20 protein-coding genes and 3 tRNA genes are annotated in these 24,280 nt (G+C 75.2%); 9 read left to right on the forward strand and 14 right to left on the reverse strand.

Annotated features, from left to right (window positions below; genetic code table 11):
* The first annotated feature begins 71 nt into the window (after positions 1–71).
* From ND486_RS25185 to ND486_RS25195, 3 genes are all read left to right on the forward strand, one after another.
* Positions 72–1,466: an MFS transporter gene (locus ND486_RS25185; protein WP_251786861.1), complete on the forward strand. Its 1,395-nt coding sequence runs from the start codon at positions 72–74 to the stop codon at positions 1,464–1,466.
* Positions 1,467–1,538: 72 nt separating this feature from the next.
* The gene (locus ND486_RS25190; RefSeq protein WP_251786862.1) at positions 1,539–3,212 is read left to right on the forward strand and encodes a thiamine pyrophosphate-requiring protein; all 1,674 of its coding nucleotides are present in this window, start codon (positions 1,539–1,541) and stop codon (positions 3,210–3,212) included.
* A 9-nt stretch (positions 3,213–3,221) separates the two neighbouring features.
* Positions 3,222–4,214: a zinc-binding dehydrogenase gene (locus ND486_RS25195; RefSeq protein WP_251786863.1), complete on the forward strand. Its 993-nt coding sequence runs from the start codon at positions 3,222–3,224 to the stop codon at positions 4,212–4,214.
* Between the two features lie 79 nt (positions 4,215–4,293).
* Here the strand turns inward: ND486_RS25195 and ND486_RS25200 are convergent.
* From ND486_RS25200 to orn, 4 genes are all read right to left on the reverse strand, one after another.
* Positions 4,294–4,369, reverse strand: a tRNA-Lys gene (locus ND486_RS25200).
* Positions 4,370–4,392: 23 nt separating this feature from the next.
* A tRNA-Lys gene (locus tag ND486_RS25205) sits at positions 4,393–4,465 on the reverse strand.
* 81 nt (positions 4,466–4,546) lie between these two features.
* A tRNA-His gene (locus ND486_RS25210) sits at positions 4,547–4,619 on the reverse strand.
* Positions 4,620–4,683: 64 nt separating this feature from the next.
* The gene (orn, locus tag ND486_RS25215; RefSeq protein ID WP_208821361.1) at positions 4,684–5,316 is read right to left on the reverse strand and encodes an oligoribonuclease; all 633 of its coding nucleotides are present in this window, start codon (positions 5,314–5,316) and stop codon (positions 4,684–4,686) included.
* Positions 5,317–5,395: 79 nt separating this feature from the next.
* Between orn and ND486_RS25220 the strand changes: the two genes are divergently transcribed.
* Positions 5,396–6,958 (forward strand): helicase HerA-like domain-containing protein, encoded by a 1,563-nt coding sequence (locus tag ND486_RS25220; protein ID WP_251786864.1) that lies wholly within the window; start codon positions 5,396–5,398, stop codon positions 6,956–6,958.
* A gap of 8 nt (positions 6,959–6,966) precedes the next feature.
* Here the strand turns inward: ND486_RS25220 and ND486_RS29375 are convergent, their stop codons facing one another.
* From ND486_RS29375 to ND486_RS25250, 5 genes are all read right to left on the reverse strand, one after another.
* Positions 6,967–8,619 carry a PH domain-containing protein gene (locus ND486_RS29375; RefSeq protein WP_308215882.1) on the reverse strand — a complete coding sequence of 551 codons (1,653 nt, stop codon included), beginning with the start codon at positions 8,617–8,619 and terminating at the stop codon, positions 6,967–6,969.
* Positions 8,616–9,167 (reverse strand): PH domain-containing protein, encoded by a 552-nt coding sequence (locus tag ND486_RS25235; RefSeq protein WP_251786865.1) that lies wholly within the window; start codon positions 9,165–9,167, stop codon positions 8,616–8,618. Before ND486_RS25235 ends, ND486_RS29375 begins: the two co-directional genes overlap by 4 nt.
* A 190-nt stretch (positions 9,168–9,357) precedes the next feature.
* The gene (locus ND486_RS25240) at positions 9,358–11,502 is read right to left on the reverse strand and encodes a glycosyltransferase family 39 protein (RefSeq protein WP_251786866.1); all 2,145 of its coding nucleotides are present in this window, start codon (positions 11,500–11,502) and stop codon (positions 9,358–9,360) included.
* Positions 11,499–12,785: a bifunctional glycosyltransferase family 2/GtrA family protein gene (locus tag ND486_RS25245; RefSeq protein ID WP_251786867.1), complete on the reverse strand. Its 1,287-nt coding sequence runs from the start codon at positions 12,783–12,785 to the stop codon at positions 11,499–11,501. Before ND486_RS25245 ends, ND486_RS25240 begins: the two co-directional genes overlap by 4 nt.
* An 83-nt stretch (positions 12,786–12,868) precedes the next feature.
* Positions 12,869–14,974 (reverse strand): glycosyltransferase family 39 protein, encoded by a 2,106-nt coding sequence (locus tag ND486_RS25250; RefSeq protein WP_251786868.1) that lies wholly within the window; start codon positions 14,972–14,974, stop codon positions 12,869–12,871.
* Positions 14,975–15,195: 221 nt separating this feature from the next.
* On the opposite strand from ND486_RS25250, the gene ND486_RS25255 reads away from it, so the two are divergent.
* Together ND486_RS25255 and ND486_RS29930 are read left to right on the forward strand one after the other, a co-directional pair.
* The gene (locus tag ND486_RS25255) at positions 15,196–15,714 is read left to right on the forward strand and encodes a GNAT family N-acetyltransferase (protein ID WP_251786869.1); all 519 of its coding nucleotides are present in this window, start codon (positions 15,196–15,198) and stop codon (positions 15,712–15,714) included.
* The gene (locus ND486_RS29930; protein ID WP_251786870.1) at positions 15,711–16,496 is read left to right on the forward strand and encodes an HAD family hydrolase; all 786 of its coding nucleotides are present in this window, start codon (positions 15,711–15,713) and stop codon (positions 16,494–16,496) included. The genes ND486_RS25255 and ND486_RS29930 overlap by 4 nt, the downstream gene beginning before the upstream one ends.
* On the opposite strand, the gene ND486_RS25265 is transcribed toward ND486_RS29930, so the two are convergent.
* Together ND486_RS25265 and ND486_RS25270 are read right to left on the reverse strand one after the other, a co-directional pair.
* The gene (locus ND486_RS25265) at positions 16,493–17,404 is read right to left on the reverse strand and encodes a sucrase ferredoxin (protein ID WP_251786871.1); all 912 of its coding nucleotides are present in this window, start codon (positions 17,402–17,404) and stop codon (positions 16,493–16,495) included. The two genes, ND486_RS29930 and ND486_RS25265, sit on opposite strands and share 4 nt — an antisense overlap.
* A gap of 53 nt (positions 17,405–17,457) precedes the next feature.
* Positions 17,458–19,116, reverse strand: a complete 1,659-nt coding sequence (locus tag ND486_RS25270) for an AMP-binding protein (protein WP_251786872.1) — start codon at positions 19,114–19,116, stop codon at positions 17,458–17,460.
* Positions 19,117–19,281: 165 nt separating this feature from the next.
* Between ND486_RS25270 and ND486_RS25275 the strand changes: the two genes are divergently transcribed.
* The 3 genes from ND486_RS25275 (at position 19,282) to ND486_RS25285 (ending at position 21,228) form a co-directional block, all read left to right on the forward strand.
* The gene (locus ND486_RS25275) at positions 19,282–19,482 is read left to right on the forward strand and encodes a hypothetical protein (protein WP_062400862.1); all 201 of its coding nucleotides are present in this window, start codon (positions 19,282–19,284) and stop codon (positions 19,480–19,482) included.
* 62 nt (positions 19,483–19,544) lie between these two features.
* Entirely contained in the window at positions 19,545–20,084 is a 540-nt protein-coding gene (gene speG / locus ND486_RS25280; protein WP_226355640.1) for a spermidine N1-acetyltransferase, read from the forward strand.
* A gap of 349 nt (positions 20,085–20,433) precedes the next feature.
* Positions 20,434–21,228, forward strand: a complete 795-nt coding sequence (locus ND486_RS25285) for a MerR family transcriptional regulator (RefSeq protein ID WP_251786873.1) — start codon at positions 20,434–20,436, stop codon at positions 21,226–21,228.
* On the opposite strand, the gene ND486_RS25290 is transcribed toward ND486_RS25285, so the two are convergent.
* From ND486_RS25290 to ND486_RS25300, 3 genes are read right to left on the reverse strand one after another with little or no spacing between them, the layout of a single operon-like run.
* Positions 21,217–22,719 (reverse strand): HAMP domain-containing sensor histidine kinase, encoded by a 1,503-nt coding sequence (locus ND486_RS25290; protein ID WP_251786874.1) that lies wholly within the window; start codon positions 22,717–22,719, stop codon positions 21,217–21,219. The two genes, ND486_RS25285 and ND486_RS25290, sit on opposite strands and share 12 nt — an antisense overlap.
* A gap of 4 nt (positions 22,720–22,723) precedes the next feature.
* The gene (locus ND486_RS25295; RefSeq protein WP_226355643.1) at positions 22,724–23,464 is read right to left on the reverse strand and encodes a response regulator transcription factor; all 741 of its coding nucleotides are present in this window, start codon (positions 23,462–23,464) and stop codon (positions 22,724–22,726) included.
* Positions 23,465–23,516: 52 nt separating this feature from the next.
* Positions 23,517–24,278 carry a siderophore-interacting protein gene (locus ND486_RS25300; protein ID WP_251786875.1) on the reverse strand — a complete coding sequence of 254 codons (762 nt, stop codon included), beginning with the start codon at positions 24,276–24,278 and terminating at the stop codon, positions 23,517–23,519.
* Between the last annotated feature and the right edge of the window lie 2 nt (positions 24,279–24,280).

Consider the following 24,280-nt stretch of genomic DNA (forward strand, 5'->3'; position numbering starts at 1 on the left):
ATGCTCCTTGCAAGCATCGTTGCGGCGCCGGAGTGGGGCGTCGTCGTGCCACCTCAGTGAAGAGGAGCAACATGAGCGAGCCGGCCTCCGCGATGTCCGAACGCCAGTCCCGACGGGTCGCCTTCGCGACACTCATCGGGACCACGATCGAGCTCTACGACTTCTTCATCTACGCGACCATCGCCTCGCTGGTCTTCTCCCAGGTGTTCTTCGCACCCGCGGGGGCCGGTGTCGCCCAGCTCCTGTCCTTCGCCACCATCGGCATCAGCTTCGTCTTCCGGCCGCTGGGCGCGTTCCTCTCGGGCCACTTCGGCGACCGCGTCGGCCGGCGCACGATGCTGGTCGTGACGCTGGTCCTCATGGGCGGGGCGACCACGGCCATCGGCCTGTTGCCGACGTTCGAGACCGCGGGCGTGCTCGCCCCCGTCCTCCTGCTGCTCCTGCGCATCCTCCAGGGCATCGCCGCAGGTGGCGAATGGGGAGGCGCCGTGCTGATGGCGGTCGAGCACGCACCACGCGGGTGGCGCGGCCGCGCGGGCGCCTTCCCCCAGCTCGGGTCGCCGCTCGGCATGATCCTCGCCTCCGGCGTCACGGCCCTGATGACCGGCGTGATCTCGCCCGGCCAGGCCTTCCTCGACTGGGGGTGGCGGATCCCGTTCCTGTTCAGCGTGGTGCTGATCGTGATCGGCTTCGTCGTGCGGCTCTCCGTCGACGAGAGCCCGGTCTTCACCGAGATGGCCGCGAAGCGGGCCCGCAGCAAGACCCCGGTCGTCGAGCTGTTCCGCAGGCACTGGGCGCTCGTGCTGCTCGCCGCGCTGATCATGGCGGGCAACAACGCCGGGGGCTACGTGACCATGGGCGGCTTCCTCTCGAGCTACACGACCGACCCGGACGGACCCTTCGGGCTCGACCGGACGTCGGTGCTGCTGGCGATCACGGGCGCGGCGGTGGTCTGGGCGTTCACCACGTACGCCGCGGGGGTGCTCGCCGACCGCATCGGCCGCAGGCGGATCAACCTGATCGGCTACGGCTGTCTGATCCTGGCGGTCTTCCCGATGTTCGCCCTGGTGTCGACCGGGAGCGTCTGGCTGCTGTTCGTCGGGGTCTCCCTGTTCACCTTCGGTTCCGGCCTCGCCTTCGGCGGGCAGGCGGCCTGGTACACGGAGCTCTTCCCGGCGTCGGTGCGGTACTCGGGTGTCGCCATCTCCTTCGCCGTCGGCTCGATCATGGGCGGTGCGTTCGCCCCGCTCATCGCCTCGGCCGTGCTGCAGTCCACCGGGACCCTGTACGCGGTGGCCTTCTACCTGCTGGGCATGTTCGGCCTCGCGACGATCGCCTGCGTCCTGCTCCGTGACCGGCCCGACATCGATCTCGGCCCGGACAACCAGGCCGAGCAGGAACGCGGTGCCACGGTGTTCGACCGACCGGGGCCGCCGCAGCACGCCGAGACCTCCGTGCCGCGGTGACCGCGTTCCGCACGACCGACGGCGGACCTCCCCGTCGTCTCCCGATCAGCGAAGGGCACTGGTGAATCCGTGGTGACCGAACCGACCCGGTCCGAACCCACCGTCGCGGCCGCGGCGGCCGAGATCCTCCGGTCCGAGGGGGTGACCCACCTACCCGCCTACCCGCTGAACCCGCTCATCGAGGCGGCGGCGGGCCTGGGGATCCGTCCGGTGATCGTCCGGCAGGAGCGGGTCGGCGTCCACATGGCGGACGCGATCAGCCGGCTCGGCGACACCGTCGGCGTGACCTGCATGCAGTCGGGGCCGGGTGTCGAGAACGCGTTCGGTGCCGTCGCGCAGGCCTACGCCGAGGGTGTCCCGCTCGTCGTCATCCCGGGGGGAGCGCCCCGGGCCGAGACATGGGTCCCGCCCGCGTTCAACGCGGCGCTGAACTTCCGGCACGTGACGAAGGCGACCGAGCAGGTCACGACGGGTGCCGGGCTCGTCCCGGCGCTGCGCCGCGCGTTCGCCCAGGCCCGCAACGGCCGACCCGGGCCGGTGCTCGTCGAGATCCCGGCGGACGTCTGGGACGAGGCGGCGCCGGGCCTGGAGACCTACACGCCGTCGCGCCGCGCGCGGTCGGCGCCCGACACCGGGTCGGTGGAGGCCGCGGCCCGCGCGCTGGTCGACGCCGACCGGCCGCTGCTCTACGCGGGCCAGGGCGTGCACCGCGCGAAGGCGTGGCGGCAGCTGCGCGAGCTGGCGGAGCTCCTCGAGGCGCCGGTGACCACCAGCATCGAGGGGAAGAGCGCGTTCCCCGAGACCCACCCGCTCGCACTGGGCTCGGGCGGGGTCGCGATGCCGAGGGCGGTGTTCGAGCACGTGCGGGACTCCGACGTCGTGTTCGGTGTCGGGGCCAGCTTCTCCGCGACCCCGTTCGGGATCCGGTTCCCCACCGCGGGCAAGTCCTTCGTCCACAACACCGCCGACCCCGGCGACCTGGACAAGAACATCCCGGCCGAGCACGCCCTGCTGGGGGACACCGCGCTCGCCCTCGACCTCCTGCTCGAGGCGGTCGCCGACCGTCTCGACCGTCCCCGCGGCCGCGCCGGGGAGGTGGCGGCACGGATCAGGGCGCAGAACGACCCGTGGCTCGAACAGTGGCGGCCGCTGCTGACCAGCACCGCGACCCCGCTGTCGCCCTACCGCGTGATCTGGGACCTCCTGCACACCGTCGACGTCGAGCGGACCACGATCACCCACGACGCGGGGAGCCCGCGGGACGAGCTGACCCCGTTCTGGCGGTCGGTGGCCCCCCACAGCTACCTGGGCTGGGGGAAGTCCACCCAGCTCGGCTACGGCCTCGGCCTGGCGATGGGTGCCAAGCTCGCGCAGCCCGAGCGGCTGTGCATCAACGTGTGGGGCGACGCCGCCATCGGCATGACGGGCATGGACCTCGAGACCTGCGCGCGCGCCGGCATCCCGGTCCTGTCGATCCTGTTCAACAACTCCGCCATGGCGATGGAGGACCGGATCATGGCCACCTCCCGCGAGCGCTTCGCCAGCACCGACATCACCGGCGAGTACGCGGAGATGGCGCGGGCCTTCGGCCTGCACGCCGAGCGCGTCGCCACGCCCGCCGAGATCGTGCCCGCCCTCCGCAAGGCCGTCGCCGCGACCGAGGACGGCACACCGGCGCTCCTGGAGTTCGTCACCACCCGGGAGAAGGCCTACTCGACCTTCGACTACGCCACCTACCAGGGCTGAGGGGGAACCGTGCGCGCAGCACAGATGGTGGCTCCGGGACGTCTCGAGACCGTCGAGGTCCCGATCCCGGAGCCCGGGGAGGGCGAGGTGCTCGTCCGTACGCACCGCGCCTCGATCTGCGGAAGCGATCTCCACGTCGTCTTCGACGGCTTCTACGCGGGCGAGTACCCGGCCCCGCCCGGCTTCCCCGGCCACGAGGGCGTCGGCGTGGTGGAGCGGTCCCGCTCGGCCGGGTTCGCCCCCGGCGACGCGGTCCTCGTGGCGCCGGTCCCGCACGCGGCGGGCTGCTTCGCGCAGTGGCAGGTCGTCTCCGAGCGTTCGCTGGTCACCCTGCCCCCGGGCGGGGACCTCGACCGGCTGCTGATGGCCCAGCAGCTGGGCACCACGATCTACGCCATGCGCCGGTTCTGGCCCTCGACCATGGGCAGCGGCGAAGGGCGCTCGGTGGCGATCTGCGGGGCCGGTTCGGCCGGGTTGTTCTTCACCCAGCTGGCCCGCCGGGCGGGGTTCAGCTCCGTGCTCATCGCCGACAAGGCGCCGTCGCGGGTGGCGCTCGCGGCCGCGTTCACGGTGGACGCCGCAGTGGACGTCGCGCAGACCCCGTTCGTGGACGCCGTCGCCGAGATGACCGGCGGCGTGGGGGCCGACCTGGTCATCGAGGCCGCGGGCTACGACGAGACGCGCATCCAGTGCCTGCGCGCCGTCCGGCCGCAGGGCCGGATCGGGCACTTCGGTTTCCCGGAGCGGCCCAGCGGGCCGACGCCCTGGGACTTCGCGGAGGCCTGGGCCAAGCAACCGTCCATCGAGCACAACCACAGCACCCAGCTCGAGCCGGGCCTCACCGCGTTCCGCGAGGCCGTGGACCTCATCCACTCCGGTGCCGTCGACGTGACCCCGTTCCTCGAGCCGGTCTACCGGCTCGAGGACACCCAGCACGCGCTCGAGGCCGCCCGCGACCAGCGGGGCGGGAAGGTCACGGTCGACCTCTCCGGCGAGGTCTGACGGGAGCCGTCCGAACGCGGTGCCGACCGCGAACGCCGCAGGGGGTAGGACGATGACGTCCTACCCCCTGCGGGTCACATGGTGCGCCGTCAGGGACTTGAACCCCGAACCCGCTGGTTAAGAGCCAGCTGCTCTGCCAATTGAGCTAACGGCGCATGTGTTCAGTTGTGGTCCTGCGTGCGCCGTCAGGGACTCGAACCCCGAACCCGCTGGTTAAGAGCCAGCTGCTCTGCCAATTGAGCTAACGGCGCGTGTGGAGTTGTCGTGCCTCGCCCACGCACGGAGGATCGATCCCGAACGTGCGGTGGGATCGATCGCCGAGGCGGCGACCGGGTGAGTGACGGGACTTGAACCCGCGGCCCCCTGGACCACAACCAGGTGCTCTACCAACTGAGCTACACCCACCATGCGTTCTCCCGGGCACTCCCGGAAGCGCTGGACTACTGTAGCCCGCCCGCTCCGGGGGGTGTCAGGCGGGGGTCGTACCGCCCTCCGGGGGCGCCGCGACGTGCGCGACCGCGGCCGCCGCGGCCTGCGCCTGCTCGGTCGTCGGACCGGGCGGGGCCACGAACAGCGCCTGCCGGTAGTAGGCCAGCTCGCGGATCGACTCGCGGATGTCGGCGAGCGCGCGGTGCGCGAGGCCCTTCTCCGGCTTCGCGTAGAACACCCGCGGGAACCAGCGCCGCGCCAGCTCCTTCACCGAGCTGACGTCGATCATCCGGTAGTGCAGGTACCCGTCGAGCTCGGTCATGTCCCGGGCGATGAAGCCGCGGTCGGTCGCGATCGAGTTGCCCGCCAGCGGCGCCGAGCGGGCGTCCGGGACGTGGGTGCGGACGTAGTCGAGCACCATCTTCTCGGCCTGCTCGATCGTGACCGTCGCGCGCCGGACCTCCTCGGTCAGCCCGGACCGGGCGTGCATGTCGCGCACGACGTCGGGCATCGCGTCGAGCTTCGCGTCGTCACAGGCGATCACCACGTCGACGCCCTCACCGAGGATGTTGAGGTCGCCGTCGGTGACCAGTGCCGCGATCTCGATCAGGGCGTCGGAGCCCAGATCCAGCCCGGTCATCTCGCAGTCGATCCACACCAGCCGATCGGTCATCGTCACAGCCTAGGTGACGTCGTCGCGACCGGCGCGAGCCTCGGCCGTCACCGTCGGGGGAGTGCCCTAGGCTCGCGCCGTGGCTGACGACACACCTGCCCGCACCATCGCCGCCGGATACGCCACCGACGGTGCCGCGCTCGAGCTCGGCACCGTCCTGGTCGACGGGGTGTGCGACCCGCAGGCGCGGGTCCGCATCCCCCTCGCGACGCTGAACCGGCACGGTCTGGTGGCCGGGGCGACCGGCACCGGCAAGACCAAGACCCTGCAGGCCCTGGCCGGGCAGCTGTCCGACGCCGGGGTCCCCGTCCTGCTCGCCGACGTCAAGGGCGACCTGTCCGGCATGGCCCGCGCGGGGGAGCCGGGCGACAAGGTCACCGCCCGCGCGACCGACACCGGCGACGACTGGATCCCGACCGCCTACCCGGTGCAGTTCCTGTCGCTGGGCGACGGCGGCGTCGCCGTCCCGGTGCGGGCGACGCTGACCCAGTTCGGCCCGATCCTGCTGGCCAAGGTGCTCGGCCTCAACGCCACCCAGGAGTCCACCCTCGGCCTGATCTTCCACTGGGCCGACCAGCGCGGGCTGCCGCTGCTCGACACCAAGGACCTGCGCGCGGTCATCCAGCACCTCACCTCCGACCAGGGCAAGGCCGACCTCAAGGGCATCGGCGGGGTCTCCCCGGCGACGGCCGGGGTCATCCTGCGCGCGCTGGTCAACCTGGAGGCCCAGGGCGGCGAGGAGTTCTTCGGCGAGCCCGAGTTCGACCCCGCCGACCTGATGCGTCAGATCGACGGCAAGGGCGTCGTCACCCTGCTGGAGCTGGCCGAACGCGCCGCGAACCCGGTGCTGTTCTCCACGTTCCTGATGTGGCTGCTCGCCGAGCTGTACGAGGAGCTGCCCGAGGCGGGCGACCTCGACCGGCCCAAGCTGGTGTTCTTCTTCGATGAGGCGCACCTGCTGTTCACCGACGCCTCGAAGGCGTTCCTCGACCGCATCGAGCAGACCGTCAAGCTCATCCGGTCCAAGGGCGTCGGCGTGTTCTTCTGCACCCAGCTGCCCACCGACGTGCCGAACGAGGTGCTGTCCCAGCTGGGCGCGCGGATCCAGCACGCGCTGCGGGCCTTCACCCCGGACGACCAGAAGGCGCTGTCGCGCACGGTGCGGACCTACCCGAAGTCCGACGTCTACGACCTGGAGTCGGCGCTGACCTCGCTGGGCACCGGTGAGGCGGTCGTCACGGTGCTGTCCGAGCGCGGCGCGCCCACCCCGGTCGCCTGGACCCGGCTGCGGGCCCCGCGCTCGCTGATGGCGGCCCTGCCGGTCGACGACGTCCGCGCCGACGCCGCCGCCTCACCGCTGCAGGCGAAGTACGGCCAGATGGTGGACCGCGAGTCCGCCTACGAGAAGCTCACCGCGAGCATCGCGGCCGGGCCGGGCGGCGAGGCGACGCCGGTCGAGGCGCCCCCGGCACCCGCCCCGGAGCCGGGCCAGGCCCCCCCGCCCCCGCCGCAGGACTCGCCGGGCGGCGGGTTCTTCTCCAAGATCGGGGACTTCCTGCAGTCGCCGACCGGACGTCAGCTCACCAACACGGTGACCCGCGAGATCACCCGCAGCCTGTTCGGGACCCGCCGGCGTCGCTGACCCACGGGTCAGACCCGGAACGGGGCGACCGCGTCCGGGGTCACCGCGGCCATCAGCGCGACGGCGTCGGCGGGGTCGAGGTCCAGCACCTGCACCGCCCCGCCGCCCGCGGCGGTGGTCGCCTCCAGCGTCAGCACCCCGGCGCGGCGCTGGAACAGGCTCTGCCGCACCCGCCATCCGATGACGCCGTCGCGGCGCAGCGCGGTCGTCGTGCGCAGCAGCGACCCGTGCCGGGCGACGAGGTAGCGCTCGTCGAGCCGGTGACCCAGGGCGCGGTAGCGGTCCAGCGCGAGCGGCACGGCGAGCAGGACCAGCGTTGCGCCGACCACCATCGGCCCCACCACGACCGGCCACACCGCGGCGTCGAACCAGGCGAGCGCCCCGAGCGCCGCGACCGGGACGAGTGCCGGGCCGACCGCGCGGACCAGCCGCCGGGTCCGGGCCCGCGCCGGGTGCGCCCGCAGCGGGCCGTCGGTGACCGGGCCGGTCGCGCGTGCGGCCGTCGCGGCGACGGCGTGGGCGTGCGCGCGGCGCACCGGCGGGCCGAGTGCGCCACCGCCGGAGTCCTTGTCCTCCCCGGCGAGCCCGACGGTCAGCGCCCCGGCCTGGGCCCCGCCGCCCAGGGCACGCACCAGCAGCGGCTCGGACACCGTCACCCCGCGCAGCCGCTGCTCGGACACCGACAGCGACCGCTTGGTCAGCAGGCCGCGTCGCACCCGCAGCGTGCCGTCGGGCTCGCGGCTGAGCCGGTAGTCCCACCAGCGCTCCACGAACAGCACGATGCTGCCGGCGACCATGACCAGCAGCAGGAGCCCGACCGCGACGAGCACCGTCGCCCAGACCGGCGCGGCCGACAGCTCCCCGGCGACGGTGTCCGCGCCGGGCAGCGAGCGCGGGTCGAGGCCGGTCTCGTTGAGCACGTTCCAGCCGGCGCCGGCCAGCGCACCGATCGCGGCCAGCGAGCTGACCGTCAGCGGGGCGAAGCGCAGCGAGGACCAGTGGATCCGGTCGAGCTCCTCGCCCGCGGGCTCGACGGGATCCGCCGGGCCGACGGTCCCGTTCCTGCCGGCCGCGTCCCCGTCGGCACCGTTGCCGTCGGCACCGTCCCCCTCGACCCGGGCCCGGTCCGCCCCGGTCCCGCCGGCGACCGCGGCCGGTCCACGTGCCGGGGCGGGGCGGGCGAGCAGCTCGCGGCGCAGCCGTTCGGCCTCGTCGGTGGTGACGGCGTCGAGGTCGAGGCCCGCGTCCGACCCGCTCTGCCCGGAGCCGACCTTCACCACCGACAGCCCGACGAGCCGGTGCAGCAGCGGTGCGGTCAGGTCGACGGTGCGGATCCGGTCCCGCGGCACCGAGCGGCGCTGCCGGTTCAGCAGGCCGCTGTGCAGCTCGACGCGCTCGTCGGTGATCCGGTAGCGGGTGGTGCGCCAGCGCACGACGCCCACCGCGACCGCGACGACGACCGCCGCCCCCGCGATCCAGACCTGGGTGGAGTTGCCGCTGCCCGCACCGAACAGGACCAGCACGACCAGCGCGGGGGCCAGCCGCAGCAGCGCGGTGGCCGGGCCGACGAGCAGCATCCGGCCCGGCAGCCGTCGCCAGCCGACCTCGTCGGGGGTCGTGCCGGTGCCGTCCGCGGGTGCGACGGGTGCGGGCTCGGTCACGTCGCGTCCCCGCTGTGCCGCCCGGTCGTCTCGGTGAGCCGGCGGGCGAGCTCGGCGGCGGCGTCGGCGTCGAGCCCGGCGATGCGGACCGGGCCGCGGGCCGACGCGGTCGTGACGGTCACCGTCGCCAGGCGCAGCGCCTGCTGCAGCGGGCCGTGCTCGGTGTCGACGGTCTGCACCCGCGGGATCGGCGCGATCCGCCACTCCCGCACCAGCCAGCCCGACCGGGTGTAGACGGCGTCCTCGGTCACCTCCCAGCGGTGCAGCCGGTACCGCAGGCCGGGCACGACGAGCGTCCCGACCAGCAGCCACAGCACCGTCAGCACCACGGTCGCGATCAGCACCCCGTGCCACGGGACCGCGGGCAGCAGGAACCACGCGACGACCTGGCCGGCGAGCAGCACGAGCGGGACCGGCACCGCCGAGAGCCGCCACCACCAGATCGCGCGGGGGTCGACCCGGTTCGCGGGTGGGCGCAACGGGAGCGGCAGCGCGTCGGTCGGGACCCCGGGTCCGGGGTCGCCGGTGCGGGGGCCGGTGGCGGTCATGGTCCCACTCTGCCGAACGGCACCCGGCGGGAGCATCCGAGCACGCCGTCGGAGATCCCACTGTGGCCGAAAGTGGGGGCGTGGCCGACCGAGGGGGCGTGGCCGACCGAGGGTGCCGCCGAGTGGCACACCACGTGCGTCCGGGATCCGGGTCCGGGTACGAGGTGTGCCACTCGGCGGGCGACGACGGTCAGTGGGCCGGTGCGGACAGGTCGTAGACGGTGGTGCCGTCGACGGTCGTCGCGGTGTAGTGCTGCGCGACCCAGGCGGCGATCTCCGCCCCGGTGCCGCCGCGACCACCGCCGGGGCCGCCCCGCTCGCCGCCGCTGACGAAGTACCGGACCTCGCCCTGCGCGACGTACTGCCGGAACTGCTCCAGGGTGGGGGAGGGGTCGCTGCCGGAGAAGCCGCCGATCGCCATGACGGCGGTGTCCCCGCCCGCGGCGAGCATCATCGACGCCGCGCCCTGCGAGCCGATCGTCGCCGCGGCCCAGCGGGCAGGACCCGCGTCCCGCAGCAGCGCGACGACCTGCGCGCTGGTCCGCTCGGATCCCGGGCCGCCGAACATCCCGCCCGGCCCGCCCGCGTCGCCCTGCGGCATTCGGCCCTGACCGGAACCGGCCGGGAACCCGCCGCCGCCGGTCGAGGGGTCGGTACCGGCCGGGAGCCCGCCGTCGCCGGTGGCGGGATCGGCCGGGAACCCGGGGCCGCCGGGAGCCGCCGCGCCGGTCCCGTCGAGGCCCCGGTCCCGGTCGCCCCGCCGGTCGCGGAACCCGCCCGGGCCCCGGTCGCCTCCGGCGACCTCCGGCCCGGCGGTCGGGATGGAGCCCTCGTGCGGGGTCGCCACGGTCTGGACCGCGTAGGCCGCGGGGGCGGCGACCCCGCTCAGGACCGCGACGCCGAGTGCCACGGCGAGCCACCGCCGTCCGCGGGCGGGGACCAGCAGGGCCGCGCCGGCCACGACGCCCGCCACCAGCACCACCCAGCGCAGCCAGGGCAGGAACTGCGGCGACCAGCCGAGCATCACGAACGCCCACACCGCGGTCCCGGCGACGGCGACGGCGAGCACCCCGCGGACCCACCGGACGTCCCGGTGCCCCAGCAGCTCGCGACCGCCGACCGCGACCAGCGCCGCGATCCCGGGCGCCAGCGCGACCGTGTAGTAGGGGTGGACGATCCCCTCCATGAACGACAGCACCAGCACCGTCACCAGCGTCCAGCCGCCCCACACGAGCAGCGAGCCGCGGACGGCGTCGGTGCGCACCGCGCGGCCGCGCAGCACCAGCGCCGCGACGAGCAGCAGCAGCGCGGCCGGGAGCAGCCAGGAGACCTGGGTGCCGAACGACGTCTCGAACATCCGCAGGAACCCGGCCTGACCGCCGAAGCTCCCACCACCCGGACCACCCGGCGGCATGCCGCCACCGGCGGGGGCGCCACCCGGGAACGCACCGGCCGCGGCGTCGCCCACGGTGTCACGGCCGCGGCCGCCCTCGCCGCCGACGATCCGGCCCAGCCCGTTGTAGCCGAAGGCCAGGCCGAGCGGGGTGTCGTCGCCGGACCCGCCGATGTACGGGCGGGCGTCGACCGGCCACAGCGCGACGGCGAGCAGCCACCAGCCGGCGCCGACGACGATCCCGGCACCGCCGACGAGCAGCTGCCACACCCGTCGCCACGGACGGCCGGGCGCGGCCCACAGCCAGGCCAGGGCCAGACCGGGCAGCACCAGGAACGCCTGCAGCGACTTGGTCAGGAACGCGAACCCGAGCACCAGCCCGACCGCGGCGATCCACCGGGTCCGGCCGTCCTCCAGGCCCCGGACCAGCAGGTACGCCGCCGCGACGAGCAGCAGCGTCAGCAGCGCGTCGGGGTTGTCGAAGCGGAACATCAGCGCCGCGACGGGCGTGAGCGCCAGCAGCGCCCCGGCGAGCAGCCCGGCGCCGTGCCCGGACACGCGGCGCACCGCGGCGTACAGCAGCCCGACCGCGGCGACGCCCATCAGCGCCTGCGGAACCAGCAGGCTCCAGGGTGAGAACCCGAAGATCCGTGCGGAGATCTCCATCGGCCACAGCGACGCGGGCGGCTTGTCGACGGTGATCGCGTTCGCCGGGTCGAGGGAGCCGAAGAAGAACGCCGTCCAGTCGTTCGCCCCGGCCTGCACCGCGGCGGCGTAGAAGGAGTTGGCCCAGCCCGAGGCGCCCAGGTTCCACAGGTAGAACGCGCCCGTCGCGACGAGCAGCGCGGCGACCGGGACGGGCCGGGTCCAGCGGCGCGGACCGTCGGACGGGGGCGGGGGAGGGTCGGCCCGGGTGGGGAACCGGTCGAGGGTGCTGGTCATGCGGCGGTCGCCTTCTCGAGCGGTGCGGTGGTGGACCGGGTGCGGAACACCCAGGAGCGGAACAGGACGAAGCGCAGCACCGTCGCGACCAGGTTGGCCCCGACGATCACCGCGGCCTCGACGGCCAGGTGCGCGCCGGGTGCGACGGCGCCGAGCACGGCGAGGGCGCCGGTGGTCAGGACGAGGCCGAGCGCGAACACGATCAGCCCCTGGAACTGGTGGGTGACCGCGCGGTCCCGGCCACGGACCCCGAAGGTGAACCGCCGGTTCAGCGCGGTGTTGGCGACCGCGCAGACCAGCAGCGCGACGACGTTCGCCGCGATCGGCCCGAGCATCCCGCGCAGCGCGAGGAACAGCAGCAGGTTCGCCACCGTCGACGCGACGCCGATCGCGGCGAAGCGGGCCAGCTGGAACGGCATCGCCCGGGGCACCCCGGGCACCTCCGGCGGGGCCAGCGGCGCCCGCCCGAGCTGCGCGCGGACCTCGGCGAGCGGCAGCGCACCCGTCGCCAGTGCCCGGCCGACCCGCCACACGCCCTTCAGGTCCGCGACGGCCGTCGCCACGATGTCCACGCTGGAGTCCGGGTCGTCGACCCAGTCGACGGGCACCTCGTGGATGCGCAGCCCGGACCGCTCGGCCAGCACCAGCAGCTCGGTGTCGAAGAACCAGCCGGTGTCCTCGACCAGCGGCAGCAGCCGTCGCGCCACGTCGGAGCGGATCGCCTTGAACCCGCACTGGGCGTCGGAGAAGCGGGCCGAGAGCGCGCCGCGCAGGATCAGGTTGTAGCTGCGCGAGATGAACTCCCGCTTCGGGCCGCGCACCACCCGCGAGCCGCGACCCAGCCGGGTCCCGATCGCGAGGTCGGAGTGCCCGGACACGAGCGGGGCGACGAGCGGGAGCAGCGCGCCGAGGTCGGTGGACAGGTCGACGTCGCAGTAGGCGAGGACATCGGCGTCGGAGTCCGACCAGACCCGGCGCAGGGCGCGGCCGCGGCCCTTCTGCTCCAGGCGCACCGTGCGGACCTCGGGGATCTCGGCGGCCAGCCGCCCGGCGATCACCGGGGTGGCGTCGGTGCTGGCGTTGTCGGCGACCGTGATCCGGAACGAGTAGGGGAACCCGGAGGTGAGGAACGCGTGCAGGCGCCGCACCGAGGACTCCAGGTCGCGCTCCTCGTCGAAGACGGGGACGACGATGTCGAGCACGGTCCGGCCGCGGTCGGACGGACGCGCCTCGGGACGGCCCGGGTGGGTGCCGGTGGCGGGGCCGGCGACGACTGTGGTCATGGGATCGACGATCGGGTCCTGCGCTGTCGTGGCCGTGTGATCGACCTGTGCGTCGGCTGTGAGCCGGTCGGCCGCCCGCCGGGTCACGACGCGCTCAGGTCGTGGAGGGTGACGCCGTCGACGGTGCGGGCCGGGAACGTCGCCGCGACCCACTCGGCGATGAGGCGCGCGTCGTCGCTGCCGCCGGAGGCGGTGGAGATCATGTCGCTGCCCGCGGAACCGATGAACCAGTGGATCCGGTGCTGCGCCACCATCTGCCGGAACTGCGCGAGCGTCGGGTAGGGGTCGGTGCCGTTGAATCCGCCGACGGCGAGCACCGGTGCCCCCGAGGCGAGCTGGTAGCCCGCCGCCTGCATGGAGCTCACCGTGGCCGCGGCCCAGGTGAAGTCGTCCGCGTCCGCCGCGATCAACCCCGTGACCTGCGACGACGGCGTGGGGGCGCTGAGGATGCCGCCCGGCCCGCCGGCACCGCCCGGCCCCCGGGTGGGTCCGCCACCGGCCCACCGGCCGCCCGGCCCGCCCGCCGTCGCGGCACCCGGTGCGCCCGCGGACCCACCGGTCCCGGCCGAGCCCGCAGCCGCGCCGCCCCCGGCCGCGCCCGGTGCCCCGACGGCCCCACCGGTGACGGTTCCGGCCGGGCCGGATGCGCCACCCGGGGCGCCGGCCCCGGAACCGGCCCACGGCCCGCGCATCCCGCCGGGGCCACCCCGGCCCCCGCCCGGTCCGGACGCGTAGTCCTCCGGCCCGGAGCTCGGGATCGCGCCGGTGTGCGGGGTCGCCGCCGTCCCCAGCGCCCAGGCCGTCGTCCCACCGGCCCCCGCCAGCAGCGCCGCGGTGAGCACCCCGGTGGCCAGCACCCGCGGCATCCGGTGCACCCCGAGCAGGGCGAGCGCCGCGCCGAGCCCGACGACGAGCATCGCCGGGCGCAGCCATCCCAGCCAGGCCGCGGGCAGCAGCGCGTACGCCCACATCGCCGTCGCCGCGACCGCCGCGGCCAGCCACCAGCGGGCGGCCGCGGACGCACGGTCCCGCCACAGCGTCGCCCCGCCGATCCCGACCAGCGCGGCGACCGCCGGGGCCAGCGCGACGGTGTAGTAGCTGTGCACGATCCCGGCCATCAGGCTGAACGTCAGCCCGGTGACCAGCAACCAGCCGCCCCACAGCACGGTCGCCGCACGCAGCGGGTCGGTGCGCGGTGCCCGCCGGGTCCACCACAGCAGGACCCCGAGCAGCACCAGCGCCGCGGGCAGCAGCCAGGACGCCTCCCGGCCCATCTCCGACCCGAACAGCCGCAGCAGCCCGGTCTCGCCCCAGCCACCGGCACGTCCGCCCGCGCCGCCGCCGACGGAGCCGACCTCGTCGCCGGTGAGCCGGCCGAAGCCGTTGTAGCCGAAGACCAGCTCCAGCACGCTGTCGCCCTGGGAGCCGCCGATCCAGGGCCGGTCCGCGGCCGGCCACAGCTCCACGACGAGCACCCACCAGCCCGCCGAGACCAGCAGGGCGGCACCGGCGACGAGCAGCGCCCGGATCCGCGGCCACCAGGCGAGCGGGGCGGCGAGCAGCCACACGGCGGAGAACGCCGGCAGCACCAGGAACGCCTGCAGCATCTTGGTGAGGAAGCCGTAGCCGACCAGGAGGCCGACGAGCACCAGCCACCGGGTGCGGCCCTGCTCGACCGCCCGGGTGAGGGAGTAGGCGGCGCCGGTCAGGACGAGCACGAGCATCGCGTCGGGGTTGTCGAAGCGGAACATCAGCACCGCGACCGGGGTGAGCGCGAGCGCGGCCCCGGCCACCAGCCCGGCCCCCGGCCCGGCGACGCGCCGGACCGCGGCGTGCAGCAGCGCGACCGCGCCGACGCCCATCAGCGCCTGCGGCACCAGCACGCTCCAGCTCGACAGCCCGAACAGCCGCACCGCCAGCCCGATCGGCCACAGCGCCCCCGGCGCCTTGTCGACGGTGATCCCGCCGGCCGCGTCGGAGGCGCCGAAGAACCACGCCGACCAGCTCTGCCCGCCCGCCTGCGCGGCCGCCGCGTAGAACGCGTTGGCCCAGCCCGAGGCCGACAGACCCCACAGGTACAGCGCGGCCGTCGCGGCGAGCAGCACCGCGAGCGGCAGGTGCCGCCACCGGCGGGTCGGCGGCGGGGACGGTGCGGGGGCGGGCCGGGGCCGGGACAGGGTGCTCGTCACCCGGGCGACGCTGCTCCGCCGCGCTGTGCGGAACCGGTGATCGACCTGTGAACCACCTGTGCCGGTCACCCCGGGTCCGTCGATCAGTACCTGAGCGCTGCGAGCCCGGGCCGTGCCAGCCCTCATGTACTGATCGACGCAAGGACGCAGGGACGCCGGGCGGACGCGGGTGGTGCGACGCGGGACGGCGCCGCGGTGCGGGGTGGGGGAGGATCGGCGACGTGCCGGTCCCCGCGTCGACCCCGGAGTCGGTCCTGGCCGGGCCACGGCTGCTGCTGCCCGGCTGGACCCCGGAGGTCGCGGCGGCCGTCGTCGCCGGGACCCGGCGCGGCGACTGGGCGCCGGACTTCCCCGCCGAGGGCGACCGGACGATCGCCCGGCTGCTCGCCCGCGATCCGGCCGGGCCGGGCTGGGGCGAGCTCGGGCACCGGCTGCTCGTCGAACGCGACGGCGGCACGGTCGTCGGCGGCGCGGGCCTGTTCCCCGCCCCCGACGACGGCCCGGCCGCCGTCGAGCTCGGCTACGGCGTGGTGCCGTCCCGGCGCGGCCGCGGCTACGCCGTCGAGGCCGCCCGCCTGCTGCTCGCGCTGGCCCGCTCGGCCGGGGCGTCCCCGCTGGTCGCGGGCGTCGAGCCCGGCAACCCCGCCTCGGAGCGGGTGCTGCAGCGGATCGGGATGCGCCCCACCGGGACCCGCGACGGCGTCGCACGGTTCCGGCTCGACGTAGGGTCGACCACGTGATCAGGCTCGTCGCGCTCGACATCGACGGCACCATCGTCCACGGGCGCAGGCCCCCGAGCCCCGCGGTCCTCGATGCCATCGCGCTCGCCGGGACCCGGGCCGAGGTGATGCTGTGCACCGGCCGGACCGTCGTCGGCGTGGCCGGCGCGCTGGACGCGATCGGGCTGCGCGACGGCGTCACCCTGACCTCCAACGGTGCGGTCGAGATGGAGACCGCGACCCGCCGGGTGCTGGCGATGGAGCGGCTCGCCCCCGAGGCCGTGACCGCGGCCCTCGACGCGATGACCGAGCTGTTCCCGGGGGCGGTGTTCGCCTGCGAGCACGTCGGGGTCGGGCAGCGGGTCAGCGCCCCGTTCCCGGACGGCGTGCTCGCCGGCACCGTGACCGAGGTCGGCCGCGCCGGTCTGCTCGACGAGCCGACGCCCAAGCTCGTCATGTACTGGCCGGGGCGCGACCCGGACGAGACCGCCGCCCGCGCGGCCCGGCTGCACGTTCCCGGCACCGAGCCGACCCTGGACCACGAGCTGCCGTGGGTGACGCTGGTGCCGGCCGGGGTGTCCAAGGCGTCCGGGCTCGCGCGGGTCGCGGCCCGGCTCGGCGTCGACCGCTCCGAGGTCCTCGCCGTCGGCGACGGCGACAACGACCGCGCGATGCTGCGCTGGGCGGGCCGCGGGATCGCGATGGGTCAGGCCCCGCCGCAGGTGCACGCCGACGCCGACGAGTCCACCGGCACCGTCGCGCAGGACGGCCTGGCCCGCGCCCTGGAGCGCGTGTTCGGCTAGTGCTCGACGGGGGTGCCGGCGACCAGCGGCGTCGCCGCCTCGAGGGCCGCCCCGCACGACGGCGGCCGCGGCGGCAGCGACGTGTCGAGGACCACCGGCACGGTCCAGACGCGGCCGTCGCGGGACCGGACCGTGACGTCCCCAGGACCGTCGACGGCGTCGACGAGCAGTGCTGCGGCGTCGCCGATGCCGGTGTGCTCGCGCACGGCGAGCTCGGCGAGCTGGCGGACCGGGTCCAGCCCGGTGTGCCCGCGGCAGCCCCACGGGTCGACGCCGCCCCCGGCCGCGGCCTTCAGCGCGGCCAGCGCACCGCCGGTGTCGAGGCGGCCGTAGGCGTAGCCGGTGGGCAGCACCAGCGCGGTCGGTGCGAACCGGTGCCCGCCCAGGTGGGTGCACTCCCAGACGTCGGCGCCCTCGGCGGCCAGTTCCCCGGCGAGCGCGCGGCCCCGGACGGCGCAGCAGACGTCACGCCTGCCGTGCGCACACACCAGCATCACCGGATCGGTGACCGGGGTGCCCGCGCCCGGGTCGAGGTCGATGCGGGCGAGGTCGTCGGTGCCGCGCACGGTGCGCGACCACGCCCGCGAGCCGCCCGGGGCGAGGTCGGCGACGTAGACGGTGCGGTCGCCGTCGGCGTCGCAGCGGCCCTCGCGGCCGGGGCGGCGGATCAGCAGGAGGACGACGTCGTCGGCGCGGAGCCGGTCGGACAGCGCGGTGACCGCCGGGTCCGGATGATCGGCGACCTTCCGCGGCCACGCCCCGATGTGCTCGACGGCGACGACGCGGCGCACGTGCGGCGCGGTGCCGGTCATCGGCTCGCCGACGGCCTCGCTCAGCCCGGCACAGCCCCCGGCGGGCGCCCCGGCGGGGGGACCGCCGAGTGCGCCACGTGCCGCGGTGACCGTCATCGGGCCATCTTAGGGAAGGTTTCCCTGACTTCAACCCGGGACGCCCGGTCGGGTCACTCCCGGCCGGGGAGCTCCGTGCGCAGGACCTTGCCGGTCTGGTTGCGCGGCAGCTCGTCCAGGAAGTGCACGTCCCGTGGGGCGGCGAACTTCTCGAGGTCGGACTTCACCCGGCTGCGGATCGCGTCCGCGGTGACGTCGGCTCCCGGCTCGAGCACCACCCAGGCGGCGAAGCGCTGGCCGTACTCGTCGTCGTCCACCCCGAGCACACAGGCCTCGCGCACCCCGTCCATCCCCGAGACGAGCTCCTCGACCGGGCCCGGGTGCAGGTTCTCCCCGCCCGAGACGATCATGTCGTCGGCCCGGCCGGTGAGGAACAGCCGTCCCTGCTCGTCGAGGTGTCCGACGTCGCCGGTCCCGAGCAGCCCGTCGCGCTCCTCCAGGCCGTCCTCGCCGCCGGTGTAGCCCTCGAACGGCAGGTCGTTGCCCACGAACACCCGGCCGTCGACGCCTGCCGCGGCGGGCCGGTCGTCGTCGTCGAGGATGACCAGGGTGGTCCCGGCCGGGGCGCGGCCCGCGGTGCCGGGGGCGTCGCGCAGGTCCTCCGGTCCGGCGATCGAGACCCAGGAGACCTCGGTGGAGCCGTAGAGGTTGTAGAGGCAGTCGCCGAAGCGGTCCATGAACCGGTTGGCCTGCCCGCCGGGCAGCGCCGACCCGGAGACGGCCACGATCCGCGGGCCCTCGTCGTCGCCCCAGCCCTCGGCCTCGGACTCCAGGACGCGCTGGAGCATCACCGGCACCGCGAACACCGTCGTGCACCGGCGCTCGCGCACGGCGTCGAGGAACCCCTCGGGGGTGAACCTGCGGCGCAGTACGACGGTCGCGCCGTGCAGCGAGGCGAGCAGCAGCCCCGCGTTGCCCCAGGTGTGGAACAGCGGCGCGGCGATGTGCGTCGGCTCACCGGCGCGCAGCGGGATCGCCGACAGGATCGACGCCGCCGGGGCGAGGGTCGACGGGTGCGGCCGCTTGGCGCCCTTCGGCGTCCCGGTGGTGCCGGAGGTCAGCACGATCTGCTTGGACGGCTCCGGCTTGAACGGCAGCTCGCCCGGCCCGCCGCGCTCGACCATCGCCTCGAGGTCGTCGAGCGCGCGGTCGCCCGCGGGGCGCGGCCCGTCCGGGGTGCGGGTCAGCACGACGCGCGGCCCGTCCGGGACGATGTCGAGGAAGTCCGGGTCGGCGACGAGGGTGTGCAGCTGCTGCTGCTCCTGCACCCCGCGCAGCTGCTCGGCCGAGAGCCCGGTGTTCACCAGCACGACGTCGGCGCCCGCCTTGCCCGCCGCGACCATCGCCTCGATCGGCGCGCGGGCGTTGCGGCACAGCACGCCGACCGGGGCGCCCGGCCCGGCACCGGAGTCGAGCAGCGCCAGCGCGAGGCTGTCGGTGCGGGCCTCCAGCTCGGCGTAGGTGGTGACCCCGTCGTCGTCGACGACGGCGAGCCGGTACGGGTGGCGGGCCGCTCCGACGGCGAACGCGGCGGTGATGCTGTTGCCGTAGCGCACCAGGGCCCGGCCCATCCCGTACAGCTTCCCGGGGCCGAGCGGGCGGACGACACCCGAGCGGGTCAGGGCCACGGCGGCGCGGGCGGTGCCGCTGCCCAGCTCGTACGCGGTACGGGCGGTGCCGGAGAGGTTCTGGAGCAGCGGGGAGCCAGCCATGCGGCGCAGTCTGTCAGGGCCACCCGTCGGGTCGCCGGGTCCGGTGCGGTGATCTGTGTCAGAGGTCACTGATTATGTCCGTCATGTTTCGTAGGGTGAAGACGATGTGTCTGTCGGCGACCCACAGGTCGCCGCACTCTCCACCACACACCGTCGGGGATCCTGATGCGCCTCTACCTGCCCACACGCACGTCCGCTTCCGGCCGCACCCTGGTCCGCGCGGGACGTCCGACCAAGTCGATGCCCGGGTTCGGCGGCCTCGCCGGCGTCTGCCGCTGCGGTGCGGCCCGGCCCGCCGACGCGCGCGCCCTGCCGTGGCGCGACTGTCCGTCCTGCACGCCGCAGCGGGCCCGCGCCGGGCGCTGAACGCCCCGGCCTCGTAGGTTCCCGGGTCGGCGGGCACCGGGTCCGCCGACCGCGGAGGCCCCATGAGTACGCCCACCCCCGAGATGCGGCTGCGCGCCCTCGAGCGCGAGGACCTGCCGTTCGTCCACGGGCTGTCGAACGACTCCGGGATCATGTCGTACTGGTTCGAGGAGCCCTACGAGTCGCTCGTCGAGCTGCAGGAGATCTTCGCCCGGCACGTGCACGACAACCGCGAGCGGCGGTTCATCATCGACTGCGCGGGCGAGCGCGCCGGCCTGGTCGAGCTGGTGGAGATCGACTACATCCACCGCAACGCGGAGTTCCAGATCATCGTCGCCCCCGCCTTCCAGGGCCGGGGTCTGGCCGCCCGCGCCACCGCCGCGGCCCTCGACTACGCCTTCGGCGTGCTGAACCTGCACAAGGTGTACCTCGTCGTCGACGTCGACAACGCCCGTGCCGTGCGCGCCTACGAACGCACCGGTTTCGTCGTCGAGGGCGAGCTGCGCGAGGAGTACTTCGCCAGCGGCCGCTACCACGACGCGTACCGGATGGCGGTGCTGCAGCGCGAGCACCTCGGGCGCACCGTCGACGGACCGCGCTGACCGGACCGGGCCGGCCGGCAGGGAGGGGGACCCGTCGGCCGGCCCGGCGTGCACCGGTCGCGGGCATGCGACCGGGGTCGGGCGCGTCGACCGTGATGACGACGACACCCATGAACAGTACTATCCCGCCACGTACTCGTGTCAACGTTCCGCTACGCTGCGCCCATGACCAGCAGGAACCGGGTGTGGATCGGTGTCTGTTCGATGTCGCGGTGCGGATCGGGCAACCGATGACATCGTTGATCGTCGGGTGAGCGCCCGCGACCGTCGTCGCCGCGGGTCACGGGGTGGTTGCGGCCCGCCCGTCGTCGCCGTGCGCGCCCGGCTGCCCCGGGTAGGATCAGCGCCGATGTCCGGAACGCCGACGGCCGGGGACGAGTTCCCGATCGACACGCTCGCCGCGCGTGCCGGCATGACCGTCCGCAACGTGCGCGCCCACCTGTCCCGCGGGCTGCTGCAGCCGGGGGAGATGCGCGGGCGCACCGCCTGGTACGGCCCCGTCCACCTGGCCCGGCTGGAGCTGATCGCCGGCCTGCAGCGGCGCGGGTTCTCGCTCGCCGCGATCGGCGTGCTGATCAACCAGACCCCCTCCGGCAGCGCCGAGGAGGCGCTGCGCCTCTACCGCGGCATGCTCGCCCCGTGGCAGCCGGAGGAGCCGGTCGAGCTCGCCGAGGAGGACCTGGCCGAGTGGGCCGGCGCCCGGACGTCCCCGGAGTTCGTCGGGCAGCTGGTCGCCTCCGGGATGATCGAGCGCACCGGCCCGGGGCGTCTGCGTGTGCTCAACCCGTCGATGGTCCGCTCCGGGGCGCACGCCGTCGCCCTCGGTCTGGCCCCGGAGGCGGTGCAGCAGGTCGGCGGCGAGCTGCTGACCCGCACCCGTGAGATCGCCGAGATCTTCGTCGAGCTGTTCCGGGAGCAGGTCTGGGCGGCGCACGTCGCGGCCGGGCTGCCCCGCAGCGGCGTCGCGGACCTGCGCACGGCGGTCGAGGCCCTGCAGCCGGTCGCCACCCAGTCGCTGCTCGGCGCCTTCCGCCAGACGATGCAGCAGGCGATGGACGACTTCATCCGCCGGCTGTCCACCGACCTCGCCCCGGCCGACCCGCCCGTCGACCCCGGGGCCGCGGAGCCGTACTCAGACCGGTAGGTCGACGGTGAACACCGTCCGGCCGGGGTTGCTGTCGACCCCGACCGTCCCGTCGTGGGCGGCGACGACCGCGGCCACGATCGCCAGGCCCAGCCCGGTGCTGGGGGTGTCGTTCCCGGCGCGGGTGCGTCCCTCCGCGCCGCGGGCGAACCGCTCGAACACCCGCGGCAGCACGTCCGGGGCGATGCCGGGGCCGTCGTCGGCGACCCGCAACCGGACCCGGCCGGGGACGGGCCGGTCGAGGGAGACGGTGACCGTCGTGCCGGGCGGGGTGTGGGTGCGGGCGTTCGCGAGCAGGTTGGTGACCACCTGGGCGAGCCGGTGGGCGTCACCGGTGACCGTGACCGGCTCGTCGGGCAGCTGCGGGAACCAGCGGTGGTCGCGGCCCGCCACGTGGGCGTCCCCGACGGCGTCGAGGACCAGCCGGGTGAGGTCCACCTCGGCGCGCTCCAGCGGGCGGCCCGCGTCGAGCCGGGCGAGCAGCAGCAGGTCCTCGACCAGGGTGGACATGCGTTCTGCCTGCGAGCTGATCCGGGCCAGTGCGTGCGTGGTCCGCTCCGGGACCGGGTCGCGCTCGCGGCGCGACAGCTCGGCGTAGCCGCGGATCGCCGTCAGCGGGGTGCGCAGCTCGTGGCTGGCGTCGGCGACGAAGCGCCGCAGCCGGGTCTCGGACTCCTGGCGGGCGGCCAGCGCGCCCTCGACGTTGTCGAGCATGTGGTTGAGCGCGGTGCCGACCTGGCCGACCTCGGTGCGGGGGTCGGGGTCGGGGACGCGGGCGGCGAGGTGGACCTCGCCCCGGTCCAGCGGCAGGTCCCCGACCTGCGCGGCGACGCCGGCGACGCGTTCGAGCGGGCGCAGCTCACGGCGCACCAGCACGGCCGCCGCGATGCCCGCGAGCACCACCGCCCCGCCCAGCACGACGAGCTCGGTGACGACGAGCCTGGTCACGGTGGCGCCGGCGTTGTCCGGCTGCGCGATCAGGTAGGTCGTCGTCCCCTCGGTCCAGCCGACCGCCCGGTAGTCGCCCAGGGACAGGGTGACGTCGTGCGGTGCCGTGTCGGCGGGCACGGACCGGAGCGCGCCGAGGTCGTCGCCGGACACCGCGGTGCTGGTGCCGCCGCGCTGGGCGAGCCGGGCCACGACGACACGGCCGTCGTCGAACACCGCGCCGATCGCGTTCGCGCTCGGGCCGGGACCGAGGAACACCCCGTCGGGTGGGCCGGGGCGCCGGCCGCCGTCCCCGGCCGGGGCGCCGGTCCCGTCGCCGTCGTCCTGGGTCAGCCGCCCGGGGGCGCGCCCGGTCTGCTGGGCGACGAAGCCCTCCAGGGAGAACGACAGCTCGTGGTCCTGCCGGGTGGACAGGTAGCGGTCGAGCGAGAGCGTCGTCGCGACGCCGATCGCCACGCAGGCCACCGTGAACAGCAGCAGCACCGTGACGACCAGCCGGGCCCGCAGCGAGCGGACCCGGCCGGAGACGCGGGTGACGACCACCGGGTCACTCCGCCGCGGGACGCAGCACGTAGCCGGCGCCGCGCACCGTGTGGATCATCGGCCGGCGCCCGGCGTCGATCTTCTTGCGCAGGTAGGAGACGTAGAGCTCGACCACGTTGGACTGGCCGCCGAAGTCGTAGTTCCACACCCGGTCGAGGATCTGGGCCTTCGACAGCACCCGGCGCGGGTTGCGCATGAGGTAGCGCAGCAGCTCGAACTCGGTCGCGGTCAGCTCCACCGGGTCGCCGGCGCGCGACACCTCGTGCGCGTCCTCGTCGAGCACCAGGTCGCCGACGACCAGCTCCGAGGAGCGCTGGGCGGCGGCCATCCCGGCGCGGCGCAGCAGCCCGCGCAGCCGCGCGACCAGCTCCTCCAGCGAGAACGGCTTGGTGACGTAGTCGTCGCCGCCCGCGGTGAGGCCCGCGACCCGGTCCTCGACGGCGTCCCGCGCGGTCAGGAACAGCACCGGCACCTCGGGGGTGTCGGCGCGGACCCGGCGCAGCACCTCGAAGCCGTCGAAGTCGGGCAGCATCACGTCCAGCACGATCGCGTCCGGGCGGAACTCGCGGGCGTGGCGCACCGCGGACATGCCGTCGGCGGCGGCGCGGACCTCCCAGCCCTCGTAGCGCAGGGCCATCGACAGCAGGTCCGACAGCGTCGACTCGTCGTCCACCACGAGCACCCGGATCGGGCCGCCGTCGGCGCGGCGCAGCGGGTCGGCGTCCCGGTCCATCACCTCGGTCATGCTAGGAGCACACCGCACGAACCTGTGCGACGGCTGTGCGCCGGCTGTCGGTTCACCGGGCGCGCCAGTACCCCGTGGCGTAGACGGCGCGCCGGTCGAACCCCCGCTCGCCGAGCAGGTGCGCGCGCAGCTCCTTGACCGCGGCGGACTCCCCGGACAGCCACGCCTGGCCGCGCCCGCCCGGCAGCTGCGCGGCCCGCACCGCCGCGACCAGCGGCTCGCCCGCCGGGGCGTCGCCCCGGTGCACCCAGGTGACGGCGGCGTCGCCGGGCAGGGTCTGCTCCTCGCCGGCGTCGGCGACCTCGGCGACGACCCGGACCGGCACCCCGGGGGCGGCCTCGGCGAGGGTCTCGCAGACGGTCGCGATGGCGGGCAGCGCGGACTCGTCGCCGATCACGAGGTGGTGCGCGGCGGCCGGGTCCGGCTCCCAGCGCCCGCCGGGCTCGGACACCCCGACCCAGTCCCCGGGGGCGGCCGACACGGCCCAGGCGGCGGCCGGGCCGTGCCCGGCGTGCACGACGAAGTCGACGTCGAGCTCACCGTGGCCGCCGGCGTCGGGGGCGAAGCGGCGCACCGTGTAGGTGCGGATCGCCGGGCGGGCCTCCCCGGCGGGCCAGACCGGTCCGCCGGTCGAGGCGCGCGGGACGGCGGGCCGTTCCTGGCCCTCGACCGGGAAGAACATCTTGATCCGGCGGTCCGGGCCGTGCCCGGGGAACCCGGCCAGCTCCTCGCCGGTCAGGGTCACCCGGACCATGCCGGGGGTGACCCGCTCGGTGCGGGCCACCTGCAGCAGGCGTGGTGCGGTCGTGCTCATGG

The sequence above is a fragment of the Pseudonocardia sp. DR1-2 genome (genome assembly GCF_023717215.1).
GTDB classification, from domain to species: domain Bacteria; phylum Actinomycetota; class Actinomycetes; order Mycobacteriales; family Pseudonocardiaceae; genus Pseudonocardia; species Pseudonocardia alni.

Excerpts from the sequence above, each read along its gene's own strand:
- ND486_RS25185 (WP_251786861.1), top strand. The coding sequence starts at position 72 with ATGAGCGAGCCGGCCTCCGCGATGTCCGAACGCCAGTCCCGACGGGTC.
- orn (WP_208821361.1), bottom strand. The coding sequence starts at position 5,316 with ATGACCGATCGGCTGGTGTGGATCGACTGCGAGATGACCGGGCTGGAT.
- ND486_RS25235 (WP_251786865.1), bottom strand. The coding sequence starts at position 9,167 with ATGACCGCCACCGGCCCCCGCACCGGCGACCCCGGACCCGGGGTCCCG.
- ND486_RS25240 (WP_251786866.1), bottom strand. The coding sequence starts at position 11,502 with ATGACCAGCACCCTCGACCGGTTCCCCACCCGGGCCGACCCTCCCCCG.
- ND486_RS25245 (WP_251786867.1), bottom strand. The coding sequence starts at position 12,785 with ATGACCACAGTCGTCGCCGGCCCCGCCACCGGCACCCACCCGGGCCGT.
- ND486_RS25265 (WP_251786871.1), bottom strand. The coding sequence starts at position 17,404 with ATGACGGTCACCGCGGCACGTGGCGCACTCGGCGGTCCCCCCGCCGGG.
- ND486_RS25270 (WP_251786872.1), bottom strand. The coding sequence starts at position 19,116 with ATGGCTGGCTCCCCGCTGCTCCAGAACCTCTCCGGCACCGCCCGTACC.
- ND486_RS25275 (WP_062400862.1), top strand. The coding sequence starts at position 19,282 with ATGCGCCTCTACCTGCCCACACGCACGTCCGCTTCCGGCCGCACCCTG.
- speG (WP_226355640.1), top strand. The coding sequence starts at position 19,545 with ATGAGTACGCCCACCCCCGAGATGCGGCTGCGCGCCCTCGAGCGCGAG.
- ND486_RS25285 (WP_251786873.1), top strand. The coding sequence starts at position 20,434 with ATGTCCGGAACGCCGACGGCCGGGGACGAGTTCCCGATCGACACGCTC.
- ND486_RS25295 (WP_226355643.1), bottom strand. The coding sequence starts at position 23,464 with ATGACCGAGGTGATGGACCGGGACGCCGACCCGCTGCGCCGCGCCGAC.
- ND486_RS25300 (WP_251786875.1), bottom strand. The coding sequence starts at position 24,278 with ATGAGCACGACCGCACCACGCCTGCTGCAGGTGGCCCGCACCGAGCGG.